The 16,082-nt window shown below is 69.8% G+C and carries 15 protein-coding genes; 5 read left to right on the top strand and 10 right to left on the bottom strand.

The features are described from left to right. The first annotated feature begins 65 nt into the window (after nt 1-65). Entirely contained in the window at nt 66-1,112 is a 1,047-nt protein-coding gene (gene asd, locus EDM04_RS15070; protein WP_123623528.1) for an aspartate-semialdehyde dehydrogenase, read from the top strand. A gap of 458 nt (nt 1,113-1,570) precedes the next feature. On the opposite strand, the gene EDM04_RS15075 is transcribed toward asd, so the two are convergent. Further along, nucleotides 1,571-3,568: a 3-hydroxyacyl-CoA dehydrogenase/enoyl-CoA hydratase family protein gene (locus EDM04_RS15075; RefSeq protein ID WP_123623530.1), complete on the bottom strand. Its 1,998-nt coding sequence runs from the start codon at nt 3,566-3,568 to the stop codon at nt 1,571-1,573. A 126-nt stretch (nt 3,569-3,694) separates the two neighbouring features. Between EDM04_RS15075 and EDM04_RS15080 the strand changes: the two genes are divergently transcribed. After that, nucleotides 3,695-4,291, top strand: a complete 597-nt coding sequence (locus tag EDM04_RS15080) for a DNA-3-methyladenine glycosylase (protein WP_123623532.1) — start codon at nt 3,695-3,697, stop codon at nt 4,289-4,291. A 549-nt stretch (nt 4,292-4,840) separates the two neighbouring features. Here EDM04_RS15080 and EDM04_RS15085 read toward each other — a convergent pair. The 8 genes from EDM04_RS15085 to EDM04_RS15120 form a co-directional block, all read right to left on the bottom strand. Further along, complete coding sequence (locus tag EDM04_RS15085; protein WP_123623534.1) at nt 4,841-5,197, bottom strand: nuclear transport factor 2 family protein; 357 nt, start codon at nt 5,195-5,197, stop codon at nt 4,841-4,843. Next, nucleotides 5,194-6,399 (bottom strand): potassium channel family protein, encoded by a 1,206-nt coding sequence (locus EDM04_RS15090; RefSeq protein WP_123623536.1) that lies wholly within the window; start codon nt 6,397-6,399, stop codon nt 5,194-5,196. Before EDM04_RS15090 ends, EDM04_RS15085 begins: the two co-directional genes overlap by 4 nt. 69 nt (nt 6,400-6,468) lie before the next feature. Next, complete coding sequence (locus EDM04_RS15095; protein ID WP_123623538.1) at nt 6,469-7,002, bottom strand: hypothetical protein; 534 nt, start codon at nt 7,000-7,002, stop codon at nt 6,469-6,471. Between the two features lie 11 nt (nt 7,003-7,013). Further along, nucleotides 7,014-7,952, bottom strand: coding sequence for a methenyltetrahydromethanopterin cyclohydrolase (gene mch, locus EDM04_RS15100; protein ID WP_123623540.1), 939 nt, complete (start codon nt 7,950-7,952; stop codon nt 7,014-7,016). 74 nt (nt 7,953-8,026) lie between these two features. After that, nucleotides 8,027-8,368: a hypothetical protein gene (locus EDM04_RS15105; RefSeq protein WP_123623542.1), complete on the bottom strand. Its 342-nt coding sequence runs from the start codon at nt 8,366-8,368 to the stop codon at nt 8,027-8,029. A gap of 65 nt (nt 8,369-8,433) precedes the next feature. Then, nucleotides 8,434-8,889 (bottom strand): hypothetical protein, encoded by a 456-nt coding sequence (locus EDM04_RS15110; protein WP_123623544.1) that lies wholly within the window; start codon nt 8,887-8,889, stop codon nt 8,434-8,436. 462 nt (nt 8,890-9,351) lie between these two features. Next, on the bottom strand, nt 9,352-9,903 hold the full coding sequence (locus EDM04_RS15115; RefSeq protein ID WP_123623662.1) for a hypothetical protein: 552 nt from the start codon (nt 9,901-9,903) through the stop codon (nt 9,352-9,354). A 270-nt stretch (nt 9,904-10,173) separates the two neighbouring features. Then, a complete protein-coding gene (locus tag EDM04_RS15120) occupies nt 10,174-10,548 on the bottom strand; it encodes a hypothetical protein (protein WP_123623546.1) in 375 nt (124 codons plus the stop codon). Between the two features lie 79 nt (nt 10,549-10,627). Here EDM04_RS15120 and EDM04_RS15125 point away from each other — a divergent pair, with 79 nt between their 5' ends. Then, nucleotides 10,628-13,393: an AAA domain-containing protein gene (locus EDM04_RS15125; RefSeq protein WP_123623549.1), complete on the top strand. Its 2,766-nt coding sequence runs from the start codon at nt 10,628-10,630 to the stop codon at nt 13,391-13,393. A gap of 379 nt (nt 13,394-13,772) precedes the next feature. Here EDM04_RS15125 and EDM04_RS15130 read toward each other — a convergent pair whose 3' ends face one another. Beyond that, a complete protein-coding gene (locus EDM04_RS15130) occupies nt 13,773-14,849 on the bottom strand; it encodes a phosphoribosylaminoimidazolesuccinocarboxamide synthase (RefSeq protein ID WP_123623552.1) in 1,077 nt (358 codons plus the stop codon). Between the two features lie 170 nt (nt 14,850-15,019). On the opposite strand from EDM04_RS15130, the gene EDM04_RS15135 reads away from it, so the two are divergent. Both EDM04_RS15135 and EDM04_RS15145 read left to right on the top strand, forming a co-directional pair. After that, nucleotides 15,020-15,673 (top strand): tRNA (cytidine(56)-2'-O)-methyltransferase, encoded by a 654-nt coding sequence (locus EDM04_RS15135; RefSeq protein ID WP_123623554.1) that lies wholly within the window; start codon nt 15,020-15,022, stop codon nt 15,671-15,673. A 150-nt stretch (nt 15,674-15,823) separates the two neighbouring features. After that, on the top strand, nt 15,824-16,066 hold the full coding sequence (locus tag EDM04_RS15145) for a sensor histidine kinase (RefSeq protein ID WP_394338989.1): 243 nt from the start codon (nt 15,824-15,826) through the stop codon (nt 16,064-16,066). The last annotated feature ends 16 nt before the right edge of the window (nt 16,067-16,082 follow it).

Consider the following 16,082-nt stretch of genomic DNA (forward strand, 5'->3'; position numbering starts at 1 on the left):
GAGGGCGGCCGGGGAATCGACGCGTATCCGAACGCACTTACGTCCCTGTCACGGACCCACGCGCAATGTCTGTACGAGTCGGCATCCTCGGCGCCACCGGCGCCGTGGGACAGCGGTTCATCCAGCTCCTCGACGACCACCCGACGTTCGACCTCGCCGCGGTCACCGCGAGCGCGGACAGCGCGGGCGAGACCTACCGCGAGGCGGCCAAGTGGCGCGTGAACACCCCGATCCCGGACGACGTCGCCGAGATGGAGGTGGCGGAGACGACGCCCGCGGGAATCGCGGACGACGACGTGGATCTCCTCTTCTCGTCGCTCCCCTCGGGCGTCGCCGCCGAGGTCGAGCCGGCGTTCTTAGAGGAGGGATACGTCGTCTCCTCGAACTCCTCGAACGACCGCATGGCGATCGACGTGCCCCTCACGATCCCCGAGATCAACCCCGGTCACCTCGAGTTGATCGAGGTCCAGCGCGACGAGCGCGGCTGGGACGGCGCCCTCGTCAAGAACCCGAACTGCTCGACGATCACGATGGTCCCCACCCTCGCGGCGATCGACGAGTTCGGCTTGGAGAGCGTCCGCGTCTCCACCCTGCAGGCGGTCTCCGGCGCCGGCTACTCCGGCGTCACCTCGATGGAGATCATCGACAACGCCATCCCGCACATCGGCGGCGAGGAGGAGAAGATGGAGACGGAGTCGCGCAAGCTCCTCGGCGAGTTCGACGGCGCGGAGGTCCACCTCCACGGCGCCGACGTGGCCGCCTCCTGTAACCGGATTCCCACGCTCGACGGTCACCTGGAGAACGTCTTCGCCGAGTTCGCCGAGGACCCCTCGCCCGAGGACCTCCGCGAGGCGATGCGCTCGTTCGAGGGCACCGGCGACCTCCCCAGCTCGCCCGATCAGCTCATCAAGGTGTTCGGCGAGGACGAGCCGGAGCGCCCCCAGCCCCGCCTCGACCGCACGTATGCCGACGGGATGGGCATCGTCGCCGGCGGCGTCCAGTCGACCGACGCCGGCGCGAAGTACAACTGCCTCGCGCACAACACGATCCGCGGCGCCGCGGGCGCCTCGCTGCTCAACGGCGAACTGCTCGTCGAGGAAGGGTACGTCTAAGCGTCGAACCAATCGGCGGCTAGCGAGCCCAGCGACCGCGACTGTTTTTAAATAACCGGCAGTAACCGGACCGCGGATCGGAATTCCGACCTTTCCTAGTGGCGCGTGCCTGCGAGCGGCGCGAAGCGCCGCGAGACAGCACGCGCGAGGTCGCCGGCGCTACGCGCCGGCTGCCAGAGGGACCTCCGGTCCCTCGCTGGAGTCGGTCGCCGAGCGAAGCGACGGCGACCGACGAGGCTGGGGAGGCGTGAGGTGCGGGGTGGTGCCGTGCGGGGCGGGACTCGAAGGGGCAGCCGCGAGGCGGTGTCCGTGTCGATCAGTTGTTTATAAGGCGCATTATTGTTCGGCCGAGCGGCTGGGGCTTCGGCGGTGTTCTTTGCCACTCCGCGAGTACCCATTTATAAATAAGCCGTCGGAGACGCGATCGGCCCAATTACCAGAGCCGATCCGCTCGCGCCCTACTTCCCTTCGAACTCGGGCTCGCCGTCGCCCATGAACGCCGTGACGCCCTCCATGAGGTCGTCGGTGTTCATCACGTGGCCGAAGCCCATCGCCTCGACTTCGAGGCCGGCCTCGCCGTCGGTGCGGCCGGCGTGCATCGCGCGCTTCGTGTACTTCTGGGCGATCGGCGGGCCGGCGGCGAGCGACTCGGCCAGCTCCCACGCGCGCTCGTCGAGTTCGTCGTCGGGGACGACCTCGTTAACGAAGTCGTAGTCGGCCATCGTCTCGGCGTCGTAGCGATCGGCGGTGAGGATGATCTCCTTTGCGCGCCCCTCGCCGACGATCCGGGCGAGCCGCTGGGTCCCGCCCCAGCCGGGGAGAAGCCCCAGATCGAGCTCCGGCTGGCCGAGCTCCGAGCGCTCGGAGGCGATCCGCATGTCGGTCGCGGTCGCGAGCTCCATCCCCCCGCCGAGACAGTACCCGTCGATGGCGGCGACGACCGGCTTGTCGGACTCTTCGAGCTTCCCGAACGTCTGCTGGCCCTGCCGCGAGAGTTCGACGGCGCTTATCGGCTCCGCACCCCCGGCGGCCATGCTCTGTACGTCGGCGCCGGCGGAGAACGCGCGGTCGCCGGCGCCGGACAGCAGGATCGCCCGCACCTCGTCGTCGGCGTCGAGGCGGTCGATCGCGTCGGACAGCTCCTCGAGCAGCTCGCCGCTGATCGTGTTCATCCGGTGCGGGCGGTCGATCTCGACGTGCCCCACGCGGTCCTCGACGGCGACGTCGAGGGTGTCGTAGGCGGCGAACGCGTCGCCCTCGGCGCCCTCGCCGTCCTCGGCGTCCCCGCCGCTCCCCCCGTGGAAGCCGCCGGCCTCGGCGGCCTCGCGGAGGTAGTCGGTGGCCTCGTAGCGCTCCTCGCCCGTCTCCTCGTGGAGCTCGTCGAGCACGTCGACGAGCGCGTCGAGCCCCTCGCCGTCGGCGAGCTTCGCCGGGCCGTCCGGGAAGCCGGCGCCGAGCATCACCGCGCGATCGATCGCGGGCGGGTCGGCCACGTCGTTTCCGACGAGCCCGGCGACCTCGTTGGCCATCACGGCGAGCAGTCGCTTGCGAACGTCGGCGTCGATCGCGTCTGAAGGGACCTGTGCGCCGCCGTTCTCGTAGTCGTAGAACCCCGAGCCGGTCTTCTTCCCGAGCTCGTCGGCCTCCACCTTCTCGACGAGCAGCGGGCAGGGGCGGTACGCCTCGCCCAGCACCTCGTGCATGTACTCCAAGACGTGGTAGCCCACGTCGATGCCGACCTGGTCTGCGAGCTCGAACGAGCCCATCGGGAGCCCCATGTCGAACTTCGTCGTGGAGTCGACCGCCTCCATCGTCGCGTCGCCGGACTCGACGATCCACGCCGCCTCGTTCATCAGCGGGACGAGGATCCGGTTGACGATGAATCCCGGGCTGTCCTTCCGGACGCGGACGGGGGTCTTCCCCATCGACTCCGCGAGCCCCTCGATCAGCTCGAGGGTGTCCTCCGCGGTGTGTTTTCCGGAGATGACCTCGACTAAGTCCATCCGGACCGGCGGGTTGAAAAAGTGCATCCCGCAGAAGCGCTCGGGGCGGTCGGTCACCTCCGAGAGCTCCGTGATCGAGAGGCTGGAGGTGTTGGTGACGAAGACGGCCTCCTCGGGCGCGTACTCGACGACCTCGTCGTACACGTCCTTCTTGATCGCCATCTTCTCCGGGACGACCTCGATCACCACGTCGGCGTCGGCGAGCGAGTCTTCGAGGTCGACGAAGGCCTCCACGCGGTCGAGCGCGGCCTCCGCCTCCTCCTCGCCGATCCGGTCGTTCTCGGCGAGCTTGCCGAGCGACCACTCGATCTGGTCGTAGCCGTCCTGTACGAGCTCCTCCTCGATGTCCCGCAGCGCCACGTCGTAGCCGGCGAGCGCGGCCACCTCCGCGATGCCGTGCCCCATGTTCCCGGCGCCGAGGACCGCTACGCGCTGGACGTCTTCGAGCTGCATACCGGAACGGTCGGAACCGTAATGGTTGAACGTTTTCATCTTCCAAACGGGAAACGTACTGTAAGTTTATTCGCGTGCGGCTCGCGGGAGAAACCCACTCCCGTCTCCGGGCCCTACTGACCCTCGATGAACGAGCGAGTCGCGGCGACCTTACGCGAGGACCAGACGATGGCCCGGCTGATCGACCGACACGGCCCGCTGGCGGTCGAGCCGGCCGGCGACGAGTTCGCGCGCCTCTGTACCTCGATCGTGAACCAGCAGCTCTCGACCGCCTCCGCGGCGGCGATCCACGGGCGGTTCCTCGACGCCCTCGGCGGCGATCCGACGCCCGACCTCGTGCTCGCGGCCGACGAGGACGCCCTCCGCGAGGCCGGGCTCAGCGGCACGAAAGTCGAGTACCTGCGGAACGTCGCCGCGGCCTTTAGCGACGGCGACCGCGACCTCACGCGGGAGGGGCTCGCGGACGCGAGCGACGAGGCGGTCGTCGCCGCGCTCACCGAGATCCGCGGCGTCGGCGAGTGGACCGCGCGGATGTACCTCATCTTCGCGCTGGGCCGCGAGGACGTGCTCCCGCTCGGCGACCTCGCGGTGCGGAAGGGGATCGAGCGGGTGTACAACGACGGGGACGAGCTGACCCGCGCGGAGATGCGCGAGATCGCCGAGGCGTGGCGGCCCTACCGGAGCTACGGGACGCGGTACGTGTGGGCGGAGTACGAGTCGTAAACTGTCGAATCCTCGGACGCCCATTTGTCAGAAGATGGTGCTGTCGATCGCGTGTTCTCTTGGAGAGATCCCTCCGGTGATGCGTTCAGACTCGACTGCGGTACGTACATGCACAGGAGTGAGCGGTAGCGGGAGTCGGTGTCTCGATACGATAGGGTAGCCGTTTATAACTAGTCGAGTATGTCGCTGGCGGCGGTTTATAAGCAATCAACGACATTAGGGCGAGGACCGCCAAAGCCCCAGCCGTGAGGCGGGCGCACGCTAGCTGTGCTCCTCACTCGCGTTGCTCATTGCGGTGCTTGCATCGCCTGCGCCCGCCTCACGGCTGCCCCTTTGAGTCCCACCCACCTGACCGCAACCGCAGCCTCACGCCTCCCCAGCCTCGCCGCTCGCTCCGCTCGCGGCGTCCCTCGCGCGGTGCTGCTCGGCCGCAGGGCGGCCTCGCAGGCACGCGCCACCGCAGTGTTATTTATAAACGATCGTAGCCACAGATCGGGTTTGTTTAAAAATTCACAGACAGAGCATGTCAGATGGGAAACTCACGAGAAATCACTCGCCGTCCGCCGCCGCGTACGTCTCCAGCGCCGCGAGCCGCCCGTCCGCGATCGAGAAGACGTCCACGAACCCGAACACCTCGTCGCCGTCGGCGTCGAGCAGCCGCCCGCGGACGGCGACGCCGGGGCCCTCGGGGTACACCGCGTCGACGGCGTGGGTCGTGTCGGTCATCGGGCGCTCGTCGCGCATGAACGCGACGAAGCGGTCGCGTCCCTCGAAAGTGCGGTCGGGACGCCGCTGGACGAACTCCGGATCGAGCAGGGCTGCGAGCCGGTCGTACTCGCCGGCGTCGAGCGCGTCGTAGTACGCGCGGGCGAGTCGGGCCGGGTCGTCGGTCTCGGGTGCCGTCACGCCGCGAGCGCCCCGAACTCCTCGGCCGACGTTCGAGTCCCCTTCGAGAGCACGGCGTCGCCGGCGCGGAGCGTGGTGTCGATGTCGTGGCCCACGAGCCACCCCTCGTCGGGCCGGCGGATCGCGATGACGCTCGTCGAGATGTCGGTCGCGGGGATCCCGTCCTCGACCCGGGTGCCGTCGAGGTCGCTCCCCTCGCCGATCACGGTCCGGACGATGATCTCGTCGGACTCCTGGACCGCCATCTCCACGACCGGGTGGACGCCGATGTCGCGCATGACGCCCTCGGTGATCTCTAAGGCGGCGTCGGAGATCTCCTCGGTCGCGACGCCGAGGTGGATCAGCCCGCGCAGCGAGACGGGGTCGTCGGCCTCGCGGGCCGCCCGGAGCGTCCACGCCTCGAACCGCGACTGGAGCGCGTCGACCTCGATCTCCAGGTTCGACACCTCCTCGGCGAGCGCCTCGTTGTCGAAGAGGACGGAGCCGTACGCCAGATCGACCGCCAGCTCCGAGAGGTTCTTCATCAACAGGATGGAGTCGACCGCGCGCTCTAAGTCGTCGATGGCGGGCTCCGGGGGGTCGCTCGGTTCGAACGGGTCGCCGGTCAGCGTCGGGTGTACGTCGACGACGCCCGTCTCCGGTCCGCGGAGGAGCGTCACGTCGCCGGCCTCGATCCGGGTCTTCGGGCCGGGGTTGAGGATCCAGTCGTCGTCGCGCCGGATCGCGATGACGCGCACGCCCGTCTTCGACTCCAGGTCGACGTCCTTCAGCGTCCGCCCCGCGTACGCGGAGTCGGACGAGACGGTTGCCCGGACCAGCGTCTCGACGCCTTCGGTGAGCGCGCCGCGCATCGCGTCGGGGAGCCCGATCTCCTCGGTGACGATCTTGGCGATGTCGCCGGCGGCGTCGGAGATCTTGTCGGCCGCGCCGACCACGCCGAGGACGGGTGCGAGCGTCTCGGCCTCGTCCGGGCTCCGCGCCGCGAGCATGAGGCTCATCCGCGCCCGCATCTGGAGCACGTCCATCCGATGTTCGAGCTCGACGACCTCGTGGGCGATCGTCGGGCTCCCGTGGAGGACCGCGGAGTACGACAGGTCGATCAACAGCTCGGCGGTGTCTTTCATCTCCACGAGCAGGTCCTTCACGCTCGTCGGCTCGTACCGGACCCGCAGGGGTCCGTCCCGCCCGTCGAATCCTCCCATGGGGGTACCTCTCCGGCTCCGAGTAAAAGGCTTGTTACGGCTCGTCGACGCCCGTCACAAACCGCCGATTCAGGCCGCGTCGCCGGCGACGTAGCCGGGGGAACTCGCTCCCAGAATCCCGTCCCCGCCGGCCTCGACCGCCTCGGCGAGGTCGGCGAGCGCGAGCCACCGGAGGAGCCGGTCGGCGCGCTCGCGCCACGTCGCCTCCCAGTTCGGGTCGCGGGCGCGGTCGTGTCGCGGCACCGACTCCCGCGTCGCCGCGAACAGGTCGTCGGGAGTGAGCGGGTTCGCGGGCGAGGCCTCTCGGAGAGCGGCGAGCGCCTCGGGAACGAGGAGGACGCCCTCGCGGAGCCCCTCGCGAACGCGCTCCGGTGTCGGCTCGGCGTCGGCTCTGACGAACCCGCGCGGCGTCTCCCGGGCCAGCCCGAGCGCGCGCAGGAACGCCAGCCAGTCGTTCGCGGTCTGCCGGTCCGGGAGTCCCCGGCGCTCGCGGAGCCGGGCGCAGCAGTCGTCGGTGCTCCCCGGGACGAGCGGGACCGCCCGCTGGAACGCGCAGAGGTCGTCGAGCGAGTCGGGGGGTTCGGGAACGGGTTTGAGGCGCATCGTCGGGCCGCTCAGCGGTAGTCGAACGACTCCGCCAAAAGCTCCTCGTCGGTCTCGCCGACGGTGTAGACGGGGCCGTCGATCACGTCGACGGTGACCTTCGCGGGCGCGAAGACGCGCTCGTCGACCTCGTAGAAGTCCCAGCCGGCGTCCTCGAACACCTCGACGAAGGGCGTCCCGTACTCCTCGCGGGCGGTCGAGACGATCTGGTCGAAGCGGTCGTCGTCGCGCGCGACCTGCAGGTGGACCTCCCCGCCGTAGGCCAAGGCGTCGTTCGTCCGCCCCATCGCCAGGTCCTCGTCGCGGGTGGCCGGGGCCATCGGCGCGGCGCCGGAGGCGTGGAGCACGTCGGTCGGCTCGTAGCCGAGCTCCAGCAGGCGGAAGACGGCGAGCTCAGCGGCGCGGGCCGCGGTCGCGACCGAGCCCGCGGTCGAGCCGGTGGCGTACGTCGGCAGGAACACGCCCTCCAGGTCGACCTCGGCGAGGTCGGCGACGTGCTCGGCGACCTCCTCGGTCGGGAGCGTCGTCGACTCGACGGCGAGCGTCGCGAACTCGGAGGAGTCGTAGTAGCCGACGCGCTCGAACTCGGTCTCCTGTCCGACCAAGGCCCGGGCCGGCCCCGAGCCGAGTCCCTCGAAGCCGGACTCGAAGGCGAGCTCCCAGCCCGCCTTCTGCGAGCAGAGCAGCGCGATCGCGGGGTGGTCGGTCGACAGTTCGACGTACTGGCGCGGGGCGCCCGCGACCTCGCCCATGCGGGTGCGGAGGTTCGCGAGGCCGGCGGTCTGGATCTCGGCGAGCAGCAGTCCCGCCTCGACTCCGCCCGCGGCGTCGACGCCGAAGTCGACGACGGTGGCGCCGTTGTCCAGCTCGTAGCCGACGACGTCGAGCTCGCCGGCGAAGTCGAGCGCCTCGTCGACGAGCTCGATCGCGGTCCGGTTGATGCTTTCCATGCCCGGTCCTTCTGGCTCCCGCAGTAAGTGGTTTGTCAGTCGTCGGCGTCTCGGTCCGCGTCGGCCTCGGCGTCTCAGTCGTCGCGCTCGCCGTCGCCGCCATCGCCGACCGGCTCGACGTGGAACACGTACCCCTCGTACGCGTCGTCAAGGTTCACCGGGGACTCCTCGGCGGTGTGGTCCGCACAGAGGAACGCGGTCGCCTCCACGGCGCCCTTCCCGGTCTCCTCCTGATACCGTTCCGTGACCGAGTACGCGACCGGCTCGGAACAGCCCCGGCGGTGGCACTCGGCCGGCGGGTCGGCGGTCGGGTCCGGCTCGTCGCCGCGCTCCCTGGCCTCCGAGATGTCGCGCCGTATCCGTCGTCGCTCCTCGTCGCGCGCCTGTTCCTCCCGTCCGGATTTGGTGTCCCCCATACGTCGATCGTCGCGCCGAAGCGGGATAACGCCACGGGCGGTTCGGACCCCGATCCCTTCCGATCCTACCAGAACCCGCCGTCCGAGCCCCCGTCCGCTCCGTCGGGCCCCGACGGGCCGGTCGGTCCCCGCGGCCCGCCCGGGCGGGGATCGGGGTCGATCTCCACCGGTTCCGACTCGGTGCGCGGGTCGATCTCGCGGCCCTCCTCGTACCGCACGAACGAGAGGTAGAAGGGCTCGCCGCAGCCGTCGCCCTCGGCGTCCGGGTCTCGATAGGGCTCGTCACCGCCCACGTCCGACCCGCGGACCCCGTCGTGCGGGTCCCAGTCGACGCCGTCGCTCTCGCCGCAGACGAACCGGACGCCGTCGGCCTCGTCGCCCTCGAAGGGCGCGGTCGGGTCGACGTATGACCACCCTTCGAGGGGGTACGGCGTCACCGACTTGTCCGCGAGGTAGCCGTCGCGCTCCAGTTCGACGAGAGTCCCGCAGTGCGGACAGTAGTAGGTGACCGGATAGCCCATGCGATCCGTACGGTCGTCGTTTATAAATGAGCGTCGACGGGTGTGCCGCTGACCCGGTTGTGATCGAATATAAAGAGCGGTGCGGCGGCGCGTGCCTGCGAGTGGCCGCCGAAGGCGGCCGCGAGGAGCGCCGCGCGAGGGACGCCGCGAACGCCCGTAGGGCGTGAGCGGCGAGGCTGGGGAGGTGTGAGGTGCGGGGTAGTCGGGTGGGACTCAAAGGGGCAGCCGCGAGGACGAAGCACGCTGCAGCAAGCACCGCAGGAACGAGCGAAGCGAGTGACGAGGAGCGCAGCAAAGCGCGCGAGTCGTCGCGGCTGGGGCTTTGGAGGTCTTCACTGCGGATCTGCCGTCGACCACTTATAAGCGAGCGGCCGGGGCTTTGGAGGCGTTCACCGTCGATCGGCAGTCACCCACGCATAAACATCCACAAGCAGCACCGAAATCTGACTTATAAACGACCGCTCAGTGAAACCCGCGGTCAACGTCGTCGTCGTCGATCAGGTCCTCCAGCTCCGAAGAGAGCAGTTCCTCGGCCTCCTCGAAGGTGTCCGAGAGCTCGTCGAGCTCGTCCGGCCGCCCGTCGAACTCGTAGTCCATCGGGCCGAACGCGGGCGAGTCGACCGCCTCCATCACGTCCTCGAACAGGTGGTCGGGGCTCGTGGGCGCCTCCGCGTGGACCTTCAGCGTCTCGCGTAGTCGGGTCGCCACGTCCTCGGCCTCTGACTCGTCCTCAGGGGGCGACTGCACCGCGAACCGCCCGGCCGACTCCTCGTCCGGGAGCAGGGGATCGAGCTCGTCGTCGACGCTGCGGGCGATCTTCGCGCCCACGCCGCGGAGGTCTCGGGGGTTCTTCGCGTACGTCTTCAGGTGGTAGACGCCGACGCTCGGGTGGCCGAAGTAGAGGTCTTCGCCGAGCCCCGCGCGTCTGGAGCCGGCGACCGCGCGCCAGCCGTCGGGGTCGGTCGAGTCGCTCGCGACGTCGGCGAGGATGTCGTCCCAGTCTCGCACGCGCATGTCGGGGTATCCTAACGGGGAGAGCCGCATGAGCGTGTCGGTCGCGGCGACCCCGCCGCGGAGCGGCCGCATCGGCCGTGGAGCTACGTCGGCTCTCCGCGACCGCCGACCGGATCAACCACGCGTGACCGCCGACCGGATCAGCCACGCGTGACCGCCGACCGGATCAGCCACGCGTGACCGCCGACCGGATCAACCACGCGCGACCGCCGACCGGATCAGCCACGCGCGACCGCCGACCGGATCAGCCACGCGCGACCGCCGACCGGATCAGTCGTCTCCCGCGCGGAGTTCCGCGAAGAACAGCGACAGCGCGGTTAACAGCAGTCCGACGCTGAACACGCCGTTTGCGACGCCGAGGACGAGGAATCCGCGACCGTCGAGCACCCACACGACGCCGAGTGCGACAACGTGCACCGTCCCGACGAGATACAGAATCGAGTTCCAGAACCGGGTGAAAAAGAGCGCGATGCCGAACACGAAGCTTCCGGCGATCGCGAGGAACTGCGGCATGGCGGTCAGCGTCCAGACGTAGAGGTTGATCCCGGCGATCGCGACCGAACACAGCAGGCCGAGCCAGTGGAACGGGCCCCACGAACCGACCTCGTCGAAGCGGAACAGAGAGGCGAATTCGGTGTCGGCCATGGTGCCCCCGACGCGGGGTATCGACAAAGTCGTTGTGACCCACCGACAGCGTTTTTCGGGGGCGCCGCCGATGACGGCCGTGAACGTTCGGGGGCCGATCCTCTCCGTCGGGGAGGCGCGGACGGTGTCGACGTCGTACGGCGACCGCGAGCTCCGCGAGCTTCGGATCCGCCCCGACCGCGGCGCGGGCGACGCGGTCGACGTGACGCTGTGGGGCAAGTGGACCGAGACCGCCGAGCACGCCGAGCCGGGCATGGAACTGCTGGTCACCGACGCCGAGGAGGACGAGTTCGGCGGCGAGACCGGGTACGCCACCACCGGCGACTCGTGGGTCGTGCTCGAGCCCGACTTCCTCGTCGACGTGACCGGGATCCGGTCGTGGGTGCAGTGCCCGCGGATGTACTACCTGAACAAGCTCTCCGGGATCCCGCTGAACTACCCCGTGGTCAAGGGGACCGTCGTCCACGAGGTGTTCGGCGACCTGCTGCGCGGGATGGAGCTGGAGGAGTCGGTCGCCGACCGCGTCGAGGAGGCGGGCCTCGAACTCGGCTTACTCGGGTACGAGCCCGAGGAGGTCGCCGACGAGGTGCGGCGCAACGCCGCCGCGATCGAGGGGTGGCTCTCGCAGGGGACGCTGACCGACGAGGACACGTGGCGGTCGGAGTTCACACTCATCTCGCCGACGTTCGGGCTGAAGGGCCGGGCGGACGCGCTCCGGCGCGGGACCCCCGTCGAGCTGAAGACCGGGAAGAACACCAAGCGGGAGCCGCGCTTCCACGACAAGATTCAGGCGGCCTGCTACGCGCTCATGCTGGAGGAGCGCGGCGTCGACCCCGACATCGGAACCCTGCTGTACACCAAGAACACCGCCTTGGACCGCAACGAGGAGTCGGGCGATCTCGCGCCCGCCAAGGAGTTCTCGGTGGGTCGAGGACTGCTGGAGTTCGTCGTTCGCGAGCGCAACGCCCTCGCGGCGATGGAGTGGCGCGCGCTCGACGACCCCGGCGAGCGTCCCACCGTCCCGACCGGGTACGAGGCCGACGCGAAGTGCGAGTACTGCTTCGAGCAGGACACCTGCATGGTCGTCTCCGGCCGCCTCGACCAGGAGTCGAAGGCGGGGTCGGTCGGGACGCCGGTCCCCGACGAGGAGCGCGACTACTTCGACCGCTTCTACGTCGCCCTCGAAGAGGAGCGCCGCGAGACCCACGCCGAGTACCGGAAGCTGTGGGAGCAGACGCCCGAGGAGCGCGCCGCCGACGACCGCGCGCTGATCGACTTGGAGCCGATCTCACAGACCGAGATCGACGACGCCCGGTGGGAGCTCCGCGCCCGCAAGCCGGGCGACGCCGTCTCGAAGCTCCGCGAGGGCGACGTGGCGCTCGCGAGCGACGGCGACCCCGTGACCGGCCACGGCGAACTCGGCCGGATCACCGCGCTCGACGGCGACGAGGTCGTCGTGGAGACCGACGAGCCGGTCGAGCTCCGGCGGCTCGACGTGTACCCCTCCGAGATCTCCGTCGACCGCTCGCTCACCGCGCTCCACGACGCGATCTTAAAGGGGAGCGACGCGCGCAAGGACGTGCTGTTCGGGCGTCGGGAGCCGGAGTTTCGGGAGCCCGACGACCGTCCCGCGGGAGCGCCGGACAGCGCCGACCCGGACGCCCCCGACGCCTACATCGACAACAACGCGGCCCAGAACGAGGCCGTCGAGCTCGCCGTCGACGCCGAGGACTGCGCGCTGATCCACGGGCCGCCGGGCACCGGGAAGACGTACACCATCGCACGGACGATCCGCGCGCTGGTCGCCGAGGGGAACCGCGTGTTGCTCTCCGCGTTCACGAACCGCGCGGTCGACAACGCCCTCGAAGCGCTGCGCGATCAGGGCTTCGAGGACTGGGTCGCGTCCTCGCGACCAGATGGAGCCGGTGAAACCGGCGGAATCCTCCGCGTGGGGTCCGAGACCGGCGTCCGCAGCGACATGCAGGACGTGCGGCTCGTCCAGCGCGGCGACCCGAACGCGAAGGCCGCCGAACTGCGGGACGCGCCGGTCGTCGCCGCCACCACCGCGGCCTGCGGCTCCCGCGTCCTCCGCGAGTGCGAGTTCGACGTGGCGCTCGTCGACGAGGCCTCGCAGCTCACGGAGCCGGGCACCCACGCCGCGATCAACCGCGCTGACCGGTTCGTGCTCGTGGGCGACCACGAGCAGCTCCCGCCGGTCGTGCGCGCGGAGAACGACCTCCAAACGTCGCTCTTCCAGCGGCTCATCGAGCGGTACCCCGACGCGAGCGTCATGCTCGACCGCCAGTACCGGATGAGCCAGCGCATCCAGGCGTTCGCGTCCGCGGAGTTCTACGACGGCGCGCTCCGCCCGGCCACCCCCGAGGTGGCGGGCCAGACCCTCCGCGACCTCGGCGTCGACCCCGACGACCTCCCCGACGGGCTCGCCGGCGGCGTGGGCTTCGTCGACCCGGACGGGAGCCGCGACGGCAACCGGAACGTCCGGGAGGCCGAGCGCGTCGCCGAGGTCGTCGACGCCTACGTCGCGGCCGGCGTCGACCCGGGCGACATCGGCGTGATCGCTCCGTTCCGCGCGCAGGTCGCCGAGATCGGCCGGCGCACCGGAGTCACCGTCGACACCGTCGACCGCTTCCAGGGCTCCTCGAAGGAGGTGATCGTCGTCTCGCTGGTCGCGACCGGCGACCTCGACGGCCCGATCTTCGAGGACCACCGCCGGATGAACGTCGCGCTCACGCGGGCGAAAAAGCAGCTGACGCTGGTCGGCGACGCCGACGCGCTCGGATCCGACCCCTTCTACGCGCGGATGCTCGACTGGGCGCGGCGGTGACGCGGGTATCGACCCGATTCGCTCACACCGGTGAGCGATAGCGCAGATCGTTTATAAATGCGGTGCGGCGGCGCGTGCCTGCGAGGCCGCCCCGCGGCCGAGCAGCACCGCGCGAGGGAGTCGCTGGTCCGGAGCAACGCGGAGGACCAGCGACGAGGCTGGGGAGGCGTGAGGCTGTGCGGTGCGGGTGGGACTCAAAGGGGCAGTCGCCGGCGGCTGTGCCGCCGGCTGCCAGAGGCGCGAAGCGCCTCGCGGCTGGGGCTTTGGAGGTCGTCACGGCCGATCCATAATCAGCCGTTTATAAGCGAGCGGTCGGGGCCTTCGCGGTAGTCGCCGCGACGTCGGCGGTTTATAGGGAAAGAGATCCGCTCGCCGTTTCTTATAACTCGTCGACCGCGTCCAGCGCCGCCTCGATGTCGGGGACGTCGAACCACTCCCGGCCGGTGTACGCGTTCGTCCCGGCCGCGTACAGGTTCGAGACCGCCTCGACGACCGCCGGCGGCAGCGGCTCGGGGTCGCGCTCGCAGAGCTCGCGCCAGTCGTCGATCTCCCGACCCGCCACGGATTCCTTCGCTTCCTTCACGCTCTCGACCCACGCGGGGTCGTTCGCCTTGTACCACTGGCGGACGACCTCCTTCGAGATCCCCCGGCCGCCGTACGAGAACCGGTTCTCGTCGAAGGTGCCGACCACGTCCGCGACCCGGAGCTCTCCGTCGGCGTACAGGCACTCGATCTTCCCGTCCTCGTGGACGAACCCCGCGGACTCGGCGCGCTCGGTGACGGTCAGGTTCACGTCTCGCGCGAGCGACGCGAGGGCGTCGACATCCGCTTTGCCCGCGATCCGGTCGGCCTCTTCGCGGGTGAGGTAGCGGTCCTGCTGCTCGTACTTCGTGGAGAACTCCACGACAGGCTCGGGGAGGTCGACCGGCTCGTCCGGCCACTCGGCGGCGTCGATACCGAGTTCCGCGTCGAGTCCGAAGTCGGCGGGGTCGGCGCGGCGCCGCAGACTGGACCCCACCGGAACCCGGTTGCGGAAGACGACCTCCAGCGGGACGAGGTAGTTCTCGCCGCCCGCGGCGTGGAAGGCGTCGTAGTCGTAGCCGGCCTCGGGGCCCTCGTACGGGAGGTCGGGAACCTGCGTCAGGTCGATGGCCATCTCCGTCGGCGGGGCGGTCGCGTCGGCGAGCGGGACGGCTTCGGGCTCGCCCTCTCCGCCCGCGTCGGCGTCTCGGCCGGGGTCCGCGACGCCTCGGTAGTGGGTCGGGACGCCCTCGTCTTCCAACAGTTCGAAGTTGAACGCGCCCATCGCGCAGAGGCTCGCGCCCTTCCGCGGGATCGCGTCCGGCATCTGCCCCCAGTCGAACACCGAGTAGGCGTCCGTGAAGACGAACCGGCCGCGGCCGAGCGCGTCGGCGGTCGCGGGCTCGTCGACGCGGAACTCCTTGACGCTCGTCATACCCGATCCGGTGACCGCCTCCCCAATGAATCTTTCACTTACGTGGTCACCTCTCGACTCTGCCTCGATAAACGATCCATAAGTGTGTGGTAACAGCGGCGAACCGCAAACGGGAGCCGCCGCCGAGTTCGCATCGAAAGGACCACGCCGCTCGCGGGCGCACGGCCGGTATGCACGATGCGCGCGAGGTCGTCGTCCTCCGGTACGGTCACCGGCCGGGACGCGACGACCGCATGACGACGCACGTCGGGCTCACGGCCCGAGCGCTCGGCGCCGACCGGGTGATCTTCCCCGACAACGCCGGGCAGTCGGCGGAGACGGTGCGGGACATCACCGATAGGTTCGGCGGCCCGTTCGCGGTCGAGCTCCGCGGCGACCAGAAGGCGATCGTCCGGAACTGGAAGGGGACCGTCGTCCACCTCACGATGTACGGCGAGCGCGTCCAGGACGTGGAGAGGGATGTCCGGGAGTCGATCGGGCTCGACGGCGAGTCGACGCCCCGCGACCTCCTCGTCGTGGTCGGCGGCGAGAAGGTCCCGTGGGCGCTGTACGAGCGCGCCGACTTCAACGTGGGCGTGACGAACCAGCCGCACTCCGAGGTCGCCGGGCTCGCGGTCTTTCTCGACCGGCTGTTCCAAGGCGCCGAGCTGGACCGTGAGTGGGAAAACGCCGACCGGCGGGTGCTGCCGGAGGCGACCGGAAAAACGGTGATCGACGCCGACGAGGGGGGAGGAGGCGACGGCGAGGAAGCCGAACCCGGCGCCGACGATTCCGGGACCGACGACTCCGGGACCGACGATTCCGGGATCGCCGACTGCGGCTGAGCCGCCCTACTCGTCGTAGTCGCCGCGCTTCGATCTCCGTTTCGATCCCCGGTTCGATTCTCGATTCGACTCCCGATCGACGACTTCCGGCGTGCCGCTCAGGATGCCGCGGATCCCCGACATCAGCTCGCCGACGGCGATCCCCTCTCCGTGAGCGTGGTCGGCTTCGAGACGGCGATCGAGGAGGGCGTGGAGAACGCGGTCAAACACAACGACTCCCCGAGCCCGACGGTCCGGATACGGGTCGAGCGCAGGGACGGAGAGTGGATCGAGATCGAGATCGAAGACGACGGTCCGGGCATCCCGGAACACGAGACCCACGTGCTCGAACGCGGCGAGACGTCGCTGAAGCACGCGGACCGGCTCGGGATCTGGCTGATGTACTGGTCGTGAGCAGGGCCGGCGGGGA

This window comes from Halorubrum sp. CSM-61 (assembly GCF_003781945.1).
In the GTDB taxonomy this organism is placed as follows: Archaea; Halobacteriota; Halobacteria; order Halobacteriales; family Haloferacaceae; genus Halorubrum.